The organism is Weizmannia acidilactici (genome assembly GCF_008974185.1).
In the GTDB taxonomy this organism is placed as follows: domain Bacteria; phylum Bacillota; class Bacilli; order Bacillales; family Bacillaceae_C; genus Weizmannia; species Weizmannia acidilactici.
The window spans coordinates 1-15277 of the sequence record NZ_BKZP01000009.1; the positions used below are offsets into that span (position 1 = coordinate 1).

A 15277-nucleotide genomic window follows, 5' to 3' on the forward strand; every position below is an offset into this window, starting at 1 on the left:
CATTTATCACAGTTTGATGTCAACTGTTTCGAATAAAAATAAAAATTTCTAATAAAATAAAAAAGACTCATCCTTAAAAAGGGGAAATCAAAAGTGATCGCAAAAAAGCGGGAATGTCCCGTGGAAATCCAGGTTGGGCAGGCTTATTTGAGAAGGCTTCCCGAAAGGCATCCGATGTACCGGGATATTGAGCGGTATGTCGAAAAAAGAAAGGCGAAATACAAAAGGGAAAAGAGGGCGGACGACTATTTAGCGTTTCTCCCGCGGGACGGCCTCCTCGTTTTCCAGGGTCTCCCCTTTAAAAACGGCAGCAGCCGTACGCTCATCGATACACTCATCCTCACGCGTGCTTTTGTTCTGATCATCGAATACAACCACCTGTCCGACACGATTTATATGGATCCGGCTTTTGACCAGCTGATCCAGCACAAAGGGAAGGCCGAAAAAGGTTGGCCCGATCCGTTTTACCGCCTCCAAAAACAAAAACGCTTCCTGCAGGCTTGGGCACGGGCGCGGCATCTGCCGGAACTGCCGGTGGAATATTTGGTTATCTTTTGCCATGAAACAGCTGAAGTGAAAGCTCCTCCAGCCAATACCGCCGACGAGCAAAAAATCTGCCTGGCAAACCAGGCCGTTTACAAAATCAACAGGCTGCGAGATCTGTACGGCCAGCCTGTGTTGGACAGCAAACATTTCAAAAAATGGGAAAAACATTTATTGACGCATCATCCGCCGGCTGAAATTTTTCCGTTCAAAATCGATTGGGATGCGATGTACATGGGCGTCCGATGCCCGGTATGCCGGCGTTTTGAAATGGAATACAAAGATGAAGTGTGGCGTTGCCAATATTGCGGGCATGCGGATAAAATTTCCCACCGGCAGGCCATTGAAGATTTCTTTCTGCTTGTCAGCAAAACAGCGGTTGAACAGGATCTATGCGATTTTCTTCGCCTTGGCGCCGAAAAAACTGCCAAACTGCTCCAAGAAATGGGCCTCTGTTGGTAGCTTTCCGAAAGAAGTTCCCTTCCTCAATGAATGTGGAGCAGGAAGGGTGTAAAATCTCAGGTGCAGCTTGGGGGGGCGGGGAACCGGCATTAAAACGCATAAAAATCGTATAAATTTTTGCCGGCCCTTTTTGCACGGTACATCGCCTCATCCGCTTTTTGGATGAGTTCTTCCGGATCCGTTCCGTTGTCCGGGTAAAGGGAAATGCCGATGCTGACCGTCACCGTGACATCCCGGCTTTCGACTTCAACAGGTCGGCTTATTTCACGGATCACAGCGTGGACTTTGCCGAGCAGTTCCGTCCGGTTTGCCCAGTTTGAAAGGAGCATGATAAACTCATCCCCGCCAAGGCGGCAAAATAAATCCCCTTCCTCCAGCTGCCGGAGCACGTTGCGTCCGACTTCCACAAGCAGCATATCTCCGCAAGCATGCCCGTATGTATCATTAATCTCTTTAAATCCGTCCAAATCAAGAAACAAAATCGCTGTATGCCCGTCTTGTTTTTTCGTGATTTCGTCCAGTTTCTGCATTAGCAAAAGCCGGTTCGGCAGATGGGTAAGCGGGTCGTAAAAGGCCTGCCTCGAAAGTTGCTGCTGGTAAGCTTGGAGGGAGGACAGCATGCCGTTGATTTCTTTAGCCAAACCCCCGATTTCATCTTTCCCCCTTGCAAGCACGCGCGCTGAAAGCCGGTCGCTTTGCCGGATATAGCGGATCGTTTCGATGAGTGTGACGATCCTGGAAACGACAAGATGATCGAGCGCAAAATAAAGTGCGAGCAAAAGAATCGCTCCGACAGCAAGCAAAGTGATTAAAAAAGCAAAAATGGCTTGCTGCCCTTTTTGATAGATGATTCTCTTGCTTTGGACGGACAGCGTGGCAGCCGGGTCTCCATTCAAATCATTCAATATTAGGATACCTTTGATCGCATGTTCATTGGAGGTTTTGACCCGAAAAGGAGATGCATTTTCGGACGGTTTCGGCTTTGAAGAGAGCGATGCTGAGAACCCGGCAATTTTTGATAGTTTGCGAACTTGGGCGTCATCCAGTTTTTTTCCGAAAATCAGCGTCCCTCTGGAAGGCCCCTGCTCGGAACTTTTGAGGATCGGCTGCGCTGAAACCATATAAATTTCGTTGCCGGAGCGGATCAGCCCGGATTTTTTTTCACCCGGCCGCATGAGCCGTGCAAGATGGTACCGGCGGATCCAAGCGGTGCTTTGGATGTTTTCTAATTTACGGGTAATTGGATTGTATTGCTTGCCGTAGACGATCTGCTGCCCGGCATTCAAATAAACGACAAAATCAACGTCGTATGTAGCGAAGGTGCCTGGGACGAGGTTGGAGGCTTCATACTTTTTCCCCGGATGAAGGATATACGCATATGTATCATCCCAAGCAGCATAATCATGGGTGAATTCGCCCAAATTTTGCAAACTGTTTTTGTACACGTCGTTTAACTGGTGCAGTTTTTGGTACATCTGATCCTGCTCAAGATGTGAATACGTATGTTCAAGAAAGGAACCGATGATAAAATAAACCGAAAACAGCAATAAGATTAGTAAAACGGCAGACCAGATGAATACTTTTTTGCGCAATCCCACTCGTTGTTTGTCCCTTCGCCCGCATGCCGCATCCCCGGCGTGCGGTTAAAATTTTTCTTATATATATTATGGGGCGTATTTCCCATCTCGTAAAGGCATATCATCCGAACAGAGGATACAAAAGCGGCGAAAAACAATGAAAAAAGCAATTGACACAAAATTGTCAATCAAATAAAATATAAATGAAAATGATAATCATTTTCAAGAATAGTCACAAAATTACAGGAGGAACTGTTATGCCGAAACTGCATGCCGATGGGATTCGTGTTGCCTATGGAGAAACAGAAATCATTAAAAATATAAGTCTGGAAATACCGGACGGCAAAATTACAGCCATCATCGGGCCGAACGGATGCGGAAAATCGACGCTTTTGAAAACATTGGGGCGCATTCTTTTTCCAAACAGGGGTGCAGTCTATTTGGACGGAAAAGAAGTGGTAAAACAATCCACCAAAAAAGTTGCCCAAAAGCTGGCCATGTTGCCGCAGTCCCCTGATGCACCGGAAGGTTTGTCCGTATCCGAGCTTGTGTCATTCGGCAGGTATCCGCACCAAAAAGGTTTGGGAAAATTAAAGGCGGAAGACCATCAAGCCGTGTCCTGGGCATTACAGGCAACCGGCATGCTTCCGCTGAAAGACCGCGAAGTAGATGCGCTCTCAGGCGGGCAAAGGCAGCGGGCATGGATTGCGATGGCGCTCGCGCAGGGCACTGATATCATCTTATTGGATGAGCCGACCACTTATTTGGATTTGTCCCATCAGCTTGAAGTGCTGAAACTTTTACAGCATTTAAACCGGGCCGAACACCGGACGATTGTCATGGTCATTCATGATTTGAACCAGGCGGCGCGTTTTTCCGATTACATGGTGGCGATGAAAGACGGGGAGATTTACCGTCATGGAAGTCCGGAAACAGTGATGACGCGCGGGATGATGCGGGACGTTTTCCAAATTGACGCGGAAATTGCCCTCGACCGCAAAACAGGAAAACCGGTTTGTCTATCGTATGATTTGGCTAAGGAATACGGACAGGCAATTGAAAAAATGGCATAGGAATTCTTTTTTATTTTAATTGATAATGATTATCATTATTAATAGGATGGAGGATAAACATGCAAAAACACACGAAGGCTTTTATGATTTTTTCTTTCATTTTTCTGCTTATGCTTTCAGCGTGCGGGAATCAGACCGGAAGCGGAGAAAATAAGAAAACGGATGAGAAAAAAACTTACCAGGCTGACAATGGAAAAGTCAAAGTGCCGGTGCAGCCAAAACGCGTTGTCGACACCACTTTTACCTATACCGGCTATCTTTTGAAATTGGGCATCAAACCGGTTGGCGTAAGCCAGTATGCAAAAGATAATACGTATTACGGAAACAAATTGGACAAGGCAGAAGTCGTGACATCCGATTCCTTGGATAAAATCATGGCACTCAAGCCGGATTTGATCATCGCGTACAGCAATGACAAAAACATCAAGAAGCTGTCGAAAATTGCGCCGGTAGTTGCATATACATACGATAAACGGAATTATTTGGAACAATTTGTCGAGATCGGCAAACTCGTCGGCAAAGAAAAGCAGGCCAAAGCTTGGGTAAATGAATGGAATAAGAAATCAAAGGCGGCAAGCAAAAAAGTGAAGAAGGCAATCGGAGAAAATGCAACCGTTACGGTACTGGAGGATTATTCGAAGCAATTGTATATTTACGGAGAAAACTGGGGGCGCGGTACGGAAGTCATCTATCAAGCGCTCGGCCTCAAGATGCCAGAATCCGTGAAAAAGGTTGTGCAGGGCCCGGGTTATAAAGCCATTTCAACGGAAACCATCCCGAAATATGCCGGCGATTATTTTGTTGTGGCCAGCTGGGGCGGACAAAGCGATAATGCTTTTATGAAAACGGATGTGTGGAAAGATCTTCCGGCGGTGAAAAAAGGCCGTGTCATCAAAGTGGATTCGAAAAACTTTTATTTTAATGATCCCATTTCCGTGGAAAAACAATTGGATCTCCTTGTAAAAGAATTCCAGTCAGCCGGAAAATGATTCAAATACATGTAGATGGCGGTGAAACAGATGGAAGTTAAAAAGGAAAATCGCGGCCATGCTTCACTGCGGCCGGCCGGAATGGCGGTTTTGGCGGCCGGGATGGTTTTGCTTGTGGCAAGCATTGCGGCGGCCATTTCAGCGGGTGCGGCGGACATTCAGTTTTCGGCCGTTTGGCGGGCGGTTTTTCATTATGAACCGGCAAGGGAAGCGGACCGCATCATCATGAGTTTGAGGCTCCCGCGTGAACTTGGCGCCGCTGTTGTCGGTGCCACCCTTGCAGTGAGCGGCGCCATCATGCAGGGCATGACGCGCAATCCGCTTGCCGATCCCGGCCTGCTCGGCTTGAATGCGGGGGCAAGCTTGGGGCTGGCCTGCCTGTTTGCCTTTTTTCCGCACGCTTCTTTTGGCGCCAAAATGCTCTTTTCATTTATCGGTGCGGCTGCAGGGGCGGGGATTGTATTCGGCCTCGGATCGCTGAAAAAAGGGGGCTTAACGCCGCTCCGCCTTACATTGGCGGGAGCGGCTGTTTCCGCGCTCCTGACATCTTTGGGGGAAGGAATTGCCCTTTATTTCAAACTGTCACAGGACTTGGCTTTTTGGAGCGCGGGCGGGGTGTCGGGAACCACATGGCCCCAATTGGAACTGGTCCTTCCGGTTACAGCCGCCGGTTTGTTTTTGGCGGTTCTGATGGGAAAGGGCCTTACCGTATTAAGTTTCGGAGAGGAGACAGCAAAAGGGCTCGGCCAGCGTACATTTGCGGTGAAAACCGTTTTGCTCCTGATCGTGTTGATATTGGCCGGTACTGCCGTCTCGCTTGCAGGCCAGGTCGCTTTTGCCGGGCTGATGGTTCCACATCTCGCAAGGTCCCTTGTCGGGGCGGATTACCGCTGGATCCTTCCCTGTTCCGCCGTTTTTGGCGCGGTCCTGCTTGTGTTGGCAGACACGGCCGCACGCACGATCAATGCACCGTATGAAACGCCGGTCGGAGCCGTCGTTTCACTGGTTGGCGTTCCCTTTTTCCTTTATCTTGCGAGGCGGGGAGGGAAACTGCGGTGAAGAAACGGTGGGAATTTTATTTTGCCTTCTCTGGCGCCGCCCTCTTGCTGGCTGCTGTTTTTATTGCCGGCATGGCTTCGGGTTACATCTCGCTTTCCCCGGGCAGGCTGTTGGCCACTCTGGCCGGGCGCGGAACGGATGCGGAAAATCTGATTTTATATGAATTCAGGCTGCCGCGTATGCTTGTTGCCTTTTTTGCCGGTATCGGATTTGCAGTTTCCGGGGCGGTGCTGCAAAGTATGACACACAATCCACTTGCCGACCCCGGTATCCTCGGGATCAATTCCGGCGCCGGTTTAATGGTTGCGGTCTTTATCTCTTTTTTTACGTCTGAACCGTCGTCCTTCCTTTATATTCTGCCCGTTTTTGCACTACTCGGCGGCATAGCGGCTGCTGTTTTGATCTACGTCCTGTCATTCAAAAAAGGGGAGCGGATCCAGCCGGAGAGAATGGTATTGACCGGAGCGGGGCTTTCCTCGGCATTTTCCGGTGCGATGATCGCGCTCGCTTCCCATTTCAACCGTGACCAGTATGATTTTATCGCACGCTGGCTGGCGGGGACGATCTGGGGGGATGACTGGGCATTTGTGCTTGCACTGTTGCCGTGGATAGCCGTTCTCGTCCCGGTTGTGTTTTTCAGATCGAATACGCTTGATGTACTCAGCCTGCATGAACATGCTGCGGTCGGGTTGGGGGTGCACATTGGGCGCGAAAATCTTTTGCTTGGCTTTACAGCGGCCGCCCTTGCTTCGGTATCTGTGTCCGTGACGGGGGGAATCGGGTTTATCGGGTTGATGGCCCCGCATATTGCAAAACGACTCGTCGGGCCGCGGCACCGTTTTTTCCTGCCGGTTGCCGCTTTACTTGGGGCGGTTCTTCTTCTGGGAGCCGACACGATCGGTAGGGTCATCCTTGATCCAAGCGGCATTCCGGCGGGGATTGTCGTGACTGTGATCGGCGCGCCTTATTTCCTGTATTTAATGGTGAAAAATTGAACGGTTTGCCAGTCTGTTTATGATATTTGTGCGGGTGCTTTGATCTATCTGGAAAAAGGAGGAATCAACATGGCGGATGATTTATATGATGTAACCATTGTCGGCGGAGGGCCGGTCGGCTTGTTTACAGCCTTTTACAGCGGCATGCGGAACTTAAAAACGAAATTGCTGGAAAGCAGCGGAGAGCTGGGAGGGAAGATAACGCAGTTTTACCCGGAAAAAACGATCCGCGATATCGGCGGTATACAGGCGGTCACCGGTGCCGGCCTTGTTCGTGCGCTTATCGGCCAGGCAAAAACATTTGCTCCCGCGATTCTCTGCAACCGGCATGTTTCCGGTTTGGAGCGGATGCCGGACGGTTCGTTTCTTTTAAAAACGGATAACGGGGAACCCCACCATACAAAAACAATCATTCTTACGGCTGGTGCCGGCATTTTTAAACCGGTCAAACTGGATGTAAAAGGGGCGGAACGATTTGAATCCGGCAATCTTTATTATACTATAGAGCAGCTGGAAGTTTTCCGGAATAAACGCGTTGTCATTTCAGGCGGAGGAAACGCGGCTGTTGATTGGGCGAATGAACTGGCGCCGGTAGCGGAAAGAGTGTCGGTTATCCATCGCCGCGATCTATTCGGCGGATTTGAACGGCAGGTTTGTGAAATGAAAAAATTAGCGGAAGTTTTTACGCCGTATAAAATAAAATCACTGTACGGGGAAGGGGAGTCGATCCGGCGTGTGGAAATAGAACATGCGGATACAGGAGAAATGCATTGGCTAGAGGCGGATGCCGTTATTGTCAACCATGGGATCTACGGGGACTACGGTGGAATTTTAAACTGGGGACTCGCTATGCAGGAAGGGCGTTTTGTGGTAAACGGAGCAATGGAAACGAATATCGCCGGTATATTTGCCGCCGGGGATGCCGTGACCTATCCGCATAAGTTAAAACTGATTGCCGGCGGGTTTGCGGAGGGACCGGTTGCGGTAAACAGCGCGGCAAAATATATTTCTCCGGATGCCGAACTGATGGCGATGTATTCGACCCATCATGAAAGATTCACAAAATAAACATAAGCGCCCGCTTTGGAAACGGGCGCTGAAATTTTTTGCTTAAGCCAATACGGTATGAACGTCAAAATGTTTTGCGGCTTCCCGCGCTTCTTCGGCCGCTTTTGCCAAAATGGCTTCCGCATTTTCCGGATGTTCGTCGATGCCTTCGACAAAAATGGTTGGGAGGACATCTACGCCGAAGAATGTTAAAATCCCGCGCACATACGGATCGGCAAACTGCGGAATTTTGCCGTCGGAGTAAACGACGCCGCAGCCGTGGATATGGATGGCAACTTTATTTTTCAAAAGCCCTTTGGAGCCGTGTTCGGTGTAGGCGAATGTTTTGCCTGCGACCGTAATGGCATCAAAATAGGCCTTTAATAATGGCGGGATGCCGAGATTCCAAAGCGGCGAAACGAAGATATATTTATCCGCCCCGATAAACTGGTCAGCCAGTGTATCAAGTGTTTTTATTTTTGCCGCTTCTTCAACAGTCAAGGTTTCCCCGCGGCGCTGTTTGTCACGTGCGGTTAAAACATCCAGATCAATCAGCGGCAAGTCCATATTGTACAAATCAAGTTCAGTGGCTGTGTCGTTAGGATGCAGCTTCAATGTTTCATCAAGAAAAATGCGGGCAATTTGCGTGCTTCTGGAAAGCGCGTCCGGGAGTGGGGAAGATTTTATCAATAAAATACGGGCCATTGTCGTTCACCTCGGTTGTGGATTGTGATCTTATTCACAAAAAATCCTCTGTTTCTATGTGAAAATTGTAACATAGTGAAATGAAAGCGGCAATCATATAGAGTTTTTTAAATGTGACAAGATATTGTAATGTGAGGCCCGGGTGAGCATTCCGCAAACGGATACTGTAACCGTGACGGCGTGGTGCCGTGTATCAAAGGTTGGCGTTCCCGGTTGAAACCATGGCAGACTTTTCCGCGGGGGAAACAGGAGAAATGCCCCGCAATCCCTTCAAAACAGGTTTGAGCCAGGAACTTTTGTCGGTCTCCCTGCTAGTATCATTGAGGAATCAGCGAAAGTGGGGGAAAAATCGGCGGACATGTGCGGGAAATCAGCGGAGATGCCAAAAAAATCGGCGGGCAAGTGCAATAAATCAGCGTAGCAGGGGGAAAGAACTGTTACGCAAACTGCGCAAAAAAAGCGGCGTCACTGCCGCTTATTCCACTTTTACCGTTTTGAACTGGGTGCGGGTGTAGTAACCGGACTTGCTCACGGTTGCGGAAATCGTGTAGGTTCCCCTGTACGATTGGGATGCCGTTGAAAATTTGTAGGTGGCGGTGCCTTTCGTATTGGTTTTCACGGTCACGGTTTTCACAACACCTTTTGCTGTTTTCAGCGTTAACTTGACGGTTGCTCCCGGAATGGCTTTTTTCGAAAACTGATTGAAAACTTTTTCGGTGATCTGGATGGAACTTCCCTTTTTATATGTTGAATGGTCGGTCGTCAAAGATGCCTGGAAAGAGGATTTCGCAGATGAAACACTTGCTGCAAGGCCGGGCGCCTGCACAAGACCGTAGCCGAAATAAACGTCCCTTCCTTTCGGGCCGAGATCGTGCACCGAGCTGTCAAGTTTTGAACGGATCCATGCCGCGCTTTTTCCCGGATATTTCTGGATCAAAAGGGCGAGTGCCCCCGAGGCAAACGGGGCAGCCATGGAAGTGCCGTCCATCCTGGCATAAGGGTGCGCTTTTGAAATATAAGTGCTGAGAATGTCAATGGCCGGCGCTGAAACTTCCAATTCTTTCCCAATGGAAGAAAACGGCGCATGATCGTTATTTTCATCGGTTCCCCCTACGGCAATGACCGATGCATATTTGGCAGGATAATCGATATTGTCCGTTGTGGATTTTGTCTTGGATGTAGAGTTATTACCTGCTGCAGCCACGACAAGAATGCCGGCTTTGTATGCTTTATCCACTGCCTGTTTGAGGGCGGGCGAATAATCCTTGACCCCGAGGCTTAAATTAATAATATTCATTTTATGCGCGATCGACCAATCAATGCCTTTGATCACATCTTCCAGGTCCCCTTTTCCTTTTGAATCGAGGACTTTCACCGCATAAAGGCTGGCTCCTGGCGCAACGCCCACCACCCCGAGCGAGTTGTTTTTGGCACCGATAATGCCTGCAACATGGGTGCCGTGCCCGTTGTTGTCATTATAACTTGATGAGATCATGGAAACGCCGCCTGCGATGGACAAATCGGCATGTTTTGCGATGCCTGTATCTATAATGGCGATTTTCACGCCTTTGCCGGTATCCCCGGATTTCCATGAAGTTGATGCTTTTACTTTCACGATGCCCCAGGAAACGGTTTGCCCGCTGATTTCGGCCTGCTGGTCCGGTTCAACGCTTTTGACTTCATCGTTATGCTCGAGCTCCGCCACTCTGGATGCCGGCACTTTACCGGACACAGCCGGAATATGTTCATAAGATTGTTCGATTTTTCCGTTGACTTCCGTGATCGCTTTTTTATGGACATCTTCTTTAAACGTCACAATTACATTTTCCATTTTTCCTTTTGCCCGAACCTGGTCTGCCGTAATCGGGAAAGCAAGGAGGAAAGATAAGGCAACGAGTACAGATTTTCTCCAATATTTTGAAACCGGCATGAAAAATCCCTCCTATAATTGAACAATGCCGTTTCCACAATTATAGCAGATTGGAAGTTTGTGAGAGCCGGTTTTTATTGGAAAGGTTTCATGTGGATTCCGCGGCAATGTCCGGAAGCCCGGATGCATAGAAAAACGGCATGTACACAAGCTATTGAAGAAAACTCACTGCCGATTGCGAGGGCGAAAAATGATTGGGTATTTTGCTGCCATCATCTTGTTTAATACGGTTGCTTTTTTTGCCAACAAGCGGCTGGCGCCGTGCCAAGTTGTGCAAATTTGGACATTTACAATCGCTTTTCAATTGATTTTTGATACTTTTGTCGATTATAAATACCACGGCTATTGGTATTTTTCAAAAGGCATTGATTGGGTGAATCTGCCTGGCATGATCTTTCTGATTCCGCCTGTCAATATCCTGTTTCTCAACTGGTTTCCGCTCCAAAAGTCGCTTATGAAAAAGGTCCTATATATTTTCGGGTGGGAAGTGTTGCTATTGATGTATGAAAGCTTTGCTCTGCTTCCCGCGCCATGGGGTTATTTTCATTACGGCTGGTGGAAACTGCATTATTCGGTGGTTATGAACCCGGTTTTGCTTTTGATCCTGCTCGCTTTTTTCAAATGGATTACCCACTTGGAAAATAAAAAAGCCGCACCTGTTTCAGGCGCCGGCTAAACGTTTTTTTTGACGGAGATAATCGGCATGGTCATGGATGGCAGGATCTTCCGTTTGGATGGTTGTATGGCGGATGCCGTATTTTATTTCCAGCATTTGATTCACAGCCAAAATGACATGCAGCGGTTCGCACCCGTTTTTAACAAATACATGGGCGGTCAGCGAACAGTGGTCGGATGAGATATTCCACAGATGCATGTCATGGACATCTTCAATGCCTTCAATTGCGTACATATCGGCGCGGATTTGTTCGAGGTCAAAACCGTCCGGCACGGTGTCCATCAAAATGAGATAAGATTCGCGGATAATTTTCGCGCCGCCGTAAAAAATCACACCACCGATGATGATGCTGATCAGCGGGTCGAAAAAATTCATGCCCGTAAAGTAAATCAGCAGCGCGGAAATAATGACGCCGGCCGAATTCAACAAATCCCCGATAAAATGCCACAGAGCGCTTTTTACATTTAAGTTTTCCTCTTCTTTTGTGCTCCGGTGCAGGACAACCGTGAGGGCGATATTGACAACAAGCCCGATGGACGCAATGATGAGCATCCACTTAAAATCAATCGTTTGCGGATGGATAAAACGTTTGATTCCTTCGATAAAAATTCCGATGGCAATGGCAGTGAGCGTGAGGCCGTTGAGGAGAGAAGCAATAATCTCAAAGCGCAAATAACCGAAAGTATACTTGCGGTTTGGCGGGCGTGTCGCCATGAACAAAGCCAGCATGCTGAAGAGGAGTGCGATGACGTCAGAAGCCATATGTGCAGAGTCGGAAAGCAAAGCAAGCGAATGCGAGATCAAACCGCCGGCAATTTCCACGAATGTAAAAAACAAGGTTAAGAGCAGCGTTGCCCAAAGCGCCGTTCTGGACTTGGACTGGACTTTCACATGGGGAAGGTGATGATAATCATAGTCCATCAACCACACACCTCTTCCTTTTTATTCTTTTCCCCGTATTGTAGCACAAAGGAGAGAAAATGAACAGGGGATATTCTCAATTAAAACGAATTTTTTATATATAATTGAGAATGTGAATCAATATTATTTTGCTAATTGTTATTGAAATAAAAGAATATGCCCTTTGTTTATAATTTATATTATATGATAATCTATGTTAAGGCGTGAAAGGCCGGCCGGTACGGGAAAACAAGAAGGGACGCGGGTGAGGAACCGGAGCCAATAAAAAAGCGGTGAGCACATGCTGCTGTACTCATCGCTTTTTTATTGGTGCAGCCTGGCATATTTTTATTCTACGGTTAAGCTTTTGGCAAGATTGCGCGGCCGGTCGACGTTGTAGCCGCGCACTGTGCCCGCATAATAAGCGAGCAGCTGGAGCGGGATGGCCGCCAAAATCGGCATGAGGAACGGATGGGCTTCCGGAATGTAAAGCACCTCATCAACGACCGCGCTCACTTCGTCATCCCCGGTCGTGGTGACGCCGACAACATACGCATCGCGCGCCTTAACCTCCTTAATATTATTGATCGCTTTATCGCGCAAATGCGGCTGCGTAGCGAGCGCAATGACAGGCACGCCCGGTGTGATTAGCGCCATCGTACCGTGCTTCATTTCCCCGGCCGCGTAGGCATCGGCATGGAGATAGGCGACTTCCTGCAGTTTGAGCGCGCCTTCCAATGCCAGTACATAATCAAGCCCGCGCCCGATCAGAAAGAGATGCCCCTGGTCATTGGTGACTTGTGCGAATTGATCGATCGCATCCTGCGTCATGACGAGGCATTTTTCCACATCATCGGCGAGCGAATGAAGGGCATCAAGCAGGACAGGAATTTTATCCTCTCCAGGGCCGTTCAGTTTTTTCGTCAGCACAATCGTAAGCAAAATGAGTGCGGTGATCTGGGTGGTGTATGCTTTTGTCGCGGCGACCGCGAGTTCCGGACCGGCATGTGTATAAATGAGACAGTCCGATTTCCTTCCCAATGTGCTTTTCCGATAATTGGTAATTGCAATCACCGGTGCCCCGAATTTTTTCGCATTTTTCAAGGCCGAAATTGTATCCGCCGTTTCCCCCGACTGGCTCATCACAATGACAAGATGTTTTTCATTTAAATGGCCGTGTTCGCAGCTGAATTCAGACGAAATCGCCGCTTCGACCGGGATATCCAGCATCGTCTCCAAAATCTTTTTGCCGATCATGCCGGAGTGGTGCGAGGTGCCGCTGCCGACAATGGTAATTTTTTCAATATCGGTAAGCTGCCGTTCTTTGAAAAATTCCTCGACTTCCGGAATGATGACATCACCGGCCGCTAACCGGTTTTTTAACGTGCGTTTAATCGCTTCCGGCTGCTCCATAATTTCTTTTAACATGTAGTGGTCGTAATCCTGCAGGCTGAGCTCATCATGGCTCCAGTGCACAGCTGTTTTTTTCGGTAAAATCTTCTCCCCGGAAAGCGTCTTGACTTCCACATTCGTCTGCGTCAAAATCGCCATTTCCCCGTTTTTGATCGGGTAAATTTCTTTTATATATGGAAGCAGTGCAGGGATATCCGAAGAAAGGTACGCTTCCCCGTGCCCGAAGCCGATGATCAGCGGATTATCGTAAGAAATTGCAATGATTTGGTTCGGATGGTCTTTTGCCATGATTGCAAGCGCAAACGCCCCTTTTAGCTGCGGGATGACAATCCTTACCGTTTCTTCAAAATTCCCTGTATCATAATGCGCGAGCAGATGCGGGATGACTTCCGTGTCGGTGTCCGTTTGAAAATGGTGGCCTTCTGCGATGAGAAATTTTTTCAACTGCTGATAATTTTCAATAATGCCGTTATGTACGACGTAAAAGCGCTCTTCTTCATCGCATAATGGATGGGAGTTTTCCACGGTCGGCATGCCGTGCGAGGCCCATCTTGTATGGCCGATCCCGAGGCAGCCGGGCTGGATCGGTTCGAGCTGGAGGGATGCTTCCAAATCTTCAACGCGCCCTTTTTCTTTACGGAGTCCGATCGTTTTCATGTCAGATACGGCAATGCCTGCGGAATCATAGCCGCGGTAATCCAATTTTTTCAGACAGTCGAGCAGAATCGACTGCGCGGAATGCTTGCCGATATACCCTACGATTCCACTCATCTTGTTCACCTCAATGTATCGCTTCAGTTCCTTTAATACATGTATTCATACTTTAATGCTAACATGAATCGGGAGTGGAAATAAAGCAATTCCGCATGGGAAAAGTACGATGCCGGCGTAATGTGCGGCATGGCTGCAAGCAGCGCCCCCTGTTATTTATTCGCAGTAAAAGTGGAGGAATAGAAATACTTTCTTCCCCGGTTATCGCCGTCTTGTGAAAGCTTAAGGCCTGCCAGCAGCCGCTTTGATAAGTCTGGGGATTGTATATGAAGATACTCGCATAATTTTTGGTTGGTAAGGAAAGGGTGGAAAAGAAGGAAGTAATCGTTTACCGCCTGTTTGTGCGCATCCTTGCTGTAAGCACCGCAATGCGTGCAGTACCATTTTTTGTGTTGGCGCCTCATCCGGTACCGGCAACAGACGGGGCATTGGACACCCGTGAGCAGTTCTGCGGTTTGCAGATCGAAAGGGAGCGGATCTTGATGCACAAGCGGGGTATCGGATTGGAGTAGAACCCGGTTCCATTTCCGCATGTCCTTTTTACTTAGGAAATTTTTTTGGTAGATTTTTTGAAGGGATTTGATTTTTTGCAGAAGCCGGTGGCTGTGGCATACTTTTTTCTCATATATGCCCGGGGCGGAAGAAGTTTTTAAAACGGTGGCGGGATTGCTGAATACGATGAGGGTTTCAATCGGGGGCAGGAGAAGATGCTGCTTTACGGCCCAATCTTTTAATTGGATTTCCTGCATTTGGACTTGTGATAAAGGATCGGAAAAACCTTCTTCTTTGCCGTCTTTTTCGCGGATCATCTGCCGGAAAACCGAATCGAAATAAATCGTTCCGCTGATATTTTTAACTTCGAGAATGAGAGCAAAATTCTGGCTTAAAATGAAAGTATCAATTTGAAAATAATAGTTGCCGTTTTGAATGCGCAGATCATGATAGATGGAAAACTCATCATCCGGCAGAAAGCTGAAATAATAGTCGAGATTCTGTTCCCCTGAGAAACCCGCTTTTCTTTTTGCCAAATCTTTTTCAATTTCCGGGCGTTTCGGATGATGGAGCGGCAACCTTCGCAATAATGCCTCATCCACCTGGATCCGGAACGGTATACTTCGTTTCTTTTCAATCAACGGA

The 15277-nt window shown here is 48.2% G+C and carries 13 protein-coding genes; 7 read left to right on the forward strand and 6 right to left on the reverse strand.

Annotation, left to right across the window (positions count from 1 at the left end):
* Positions 1 to 120: 120 nt before the first annotated feature.
* Complete coding sequence (locus BpJC4_RS05550) at positions 121 to 1005, forward strand: nuclease-related domain-containing protein (protein WP_253693461.1); 885 nt, start codon at positions 121 to 123, stop codon at positions 1003 to 1005.
* Between the two features lie 89 nt (positions 1006 to 1094).
* Here the strand turns inward: BpJC4_RS05550 and BpJC4_RS05555 are convergent, their stop codons facing one another.
* A complete protein-coding gene (locus BpJC4_RS05555) occupies positions 1095 to 2603 on the reverse strand; it encodes a sensor domain-containing diguanylate cyclase (protein WP_151697619.1) in 1509 nt (502 codons plus the stop codon).
* Between the two features lie 236 nt (positions 2604 to 2839).
* Here BpJC4_RS05555 and BpJC4_RS05560 point away from each other — a divergent pair, with 236 nt between their 5' ends.
* From BpJC4_RS05560 to BpJC4_RS05580, 5 genes are all read left to right on the forward strand, one after another.
* The gene (locus BpJC4_RS05560) at positions 2840 to 3655 is read left to right on the forward strand and encodes an ABC transporter ATP-binding protein (RefSeq protein WP_151679886.1); all 816 of its coding nucleotides are present in this window, start codon (positions 2840 to 2842) and stop codon (positions 3653 to 3655) included.
* 59 nt (positions 3656 to 3714) lie between these two features.
* Positions 3715 to 4644 (forward strand): iron-hydroxamate ABC transporter substrate-binding protein, encoded by a 930-nt coding sequence (locus BpJC4_RS05565; RefSeq protein WP_151679887.1) that lies wholly within the window; start codon positions 3715 to 3717, stop codon positions 4642 to 4644.
* A gap of 30 nt (positions 4645 to 4674) precedes the next feature.
* Positions 4675 to 5703, forward strand: coding sequence for a FecCD family ABC transporter permease (locus tag BpJC4_RS05570; RefSeq protein WP_371862176.1), 1029 nt, complete (start codon positions 4675 to 4677; stop codon positions 5701 to 5703).
* Entirely contained in the window at positions 5700 to 6698 is a 999-nt protein-coding gene (locus BpJC4_RS05575) for a FecCD family ABC transporter permease (RefSeq protein WP_253724291.1), read from the forward strand. Before BpJC4_RS05570 ends, BpJC4_RS05575 begins: the two co-directional genes overlap by 4 nt.
* Positions 6699 to 6767: 69 nt before the next feature.
* The gene (locus BpJC4_RS05580; RefSeq protein ID WP_151679889.1) at positions 6768 to 7766 is read left to right on the forward strand and encodes an NAD(P)/FAD-dependent oxidoreductase; all 999 of its coding nucleotides are present in this window, start codon (positions 6768 to 6770) and stop codon (positions 7764 to 7766) included.
* A 42-nt stretch (positions 7767 to 7808) separates the two neighbouring features.
* Here the strand turns inward: BpJC4_RS05580 and BpJC4_RS05585 are convergent, their stop codons facing one another.
* Positions 7809 to 8450, reverse strand: a complete 642-nt coding sequence (locus BpJC4_RS05585; RefSeq protein WP_151679890.1) for an FMN-dependent NADH-azoreductase — start codon at positions 8448 to 8450, stop codon at positions 7809 to 7811.
* Between the two features lie 475 nt (positions 8451 to 8925).
* Positions 8926 to 10380: a S8 family peptidase gene (locus BpJC4_RS05590; RefSeq protein WP_151697621.1), complete on the reverse strand. Its 1455-nt coding sequence runs from the start codon at positions 10378 to 10380 to the stop codon at positions 8926 to 8928.
* Between the two features lie 190 nt (positions 10381 to 10570).
* Here BpJC4_RS05590 and BpJC4_RS05595 point away from each other — a divergent pair, with 190 nt between their 5' ends.
* A complete protein-coding gene (locus BpJC4_RS05595) occupies positions 10571 to 11056 on the forward strand; it encodes a hypothetical protein (RefSeq protein ID WP_151679892.1) in 486 nt (161 codons plus the stop codon).
* Here BpJC4_RS05595 and BpJC4_RS05600 read toward each other — a convergent pair.
* The 3 genes from BpJC4_RS05600 to BpJC4_RS05610 all read right to left on the reverse strand — a co-directional run bounded on the left by BpJC4_RS05600 (position 11042) and on the right by BpJC4_RS05610 (position 15273).
* On the reverse strand, positions 11042 to 11977 hold the full coding sequence (locus tag BpJC4_RS05600; RefSeq protein ID WP_151697622.1) for a cation diffusion facilitator family transporter: 936 nt from the start codon (positions 11975 to 11977) through the stop codon (positions 11042 to 11044). The genes BpJC4_RS05595 and BpJC4_RS05600 overlap by 15 nt on opposite strands.
* Before the next feature lie 327 nt (positions 11978 to 12304).
* Positions 12305 to 14140, reverse strand: a complete 1836-nt coding sequence (glmS, locus tag BpJC4_RS05605) for a glutamine--fructose-6-phosphate transaminase (isomerizing) (protein ID WP_151679894.1) — start codon at positions 14138 to 14140, stop codon at positions 12305 to 12307.
* 152 nt (positions 14141 to 14292) lie between these two features.
* Positions 14293 to 15273: an NERD domain-containing protein gene (locus tag BpJC4_RS05610; protein ID WP_172967518.1), complete on the reverse strand. Its 981-nt coding sequence runs from the start codon at positions 15271 to 15273 to the stop codon at positions 14293 to 14295.
* Positions 15274 to 15277 lie beyond the last annotated feature (4 nt).

Excerpts from the sequence above, each read along its gene's own strand:
- BpJC4_RS05585 (WP_151679890.1), bottom strand. The coding sequence starts at position 8,450 with ATGGCCCGTATTTTATTGATAAAATCTTCCCCACTCCCGGACGCGCTT.
- BpJC4_RS05570 (WP_371862176.1), top strand. The coding sequence starts at position 4,675 with ATGGAAGTTAAAAAGGAAAATCGCGGCCATGCTTCACTGCGGCCGGCC.
- BpJC4_RS05565 (WP_151679887.1), top strand. The coding sequence starts at position 3,715 with ATGCAAAAACACACGAAGGCTTTTATGATTTTTTCTTTCATTTTTCTG.
- glmS (WP_151679894.1), bottom strand. The coding sequence starts at position 14,140 with ATGAGTGGAATCGTAGGGTATATCGGCAAGCATTCCGCGCAGTCGATT.
- BpJC4_RS05580 (WP_151679889.1), top strand. The coding sequence starts at position 6,768 with ATGGCGGATGATTTATATGATGTAACCATTGTCGGCGGAGGGCCGGTC.
- BpJC4_RS05595 (WP_151679892.1), top strand. The coding sequence starts at position 10,571 with ATGATTGGGTATTTTGCTGCCATCATCTTGTTTAATACGGTTGCTTTT.
- BpJC4_RS05600 (WP_151697622.1), bottom strand. The coding sequence starts at position 11,977 with ATGGACTATGATTATCATCACCTTCCCCATGTGAAAGTCCAGTCCAAG.
- BpJC4_RS05560 (WP_151679886.1), top strand. The coding sequence starts at position 2,840 with ATGCCGAAACTGCATGCCGATGGGATTCGTGTTGCCTATGGAGAAACA.
- BpJC4_RS05590 (WP_151697621.1), bottom strand. The coding sequence starts at position 10,380 with ATGCCGGTTTCAAAATATTGGAGAAAATCTGTACTCGTTGCCTTATCT.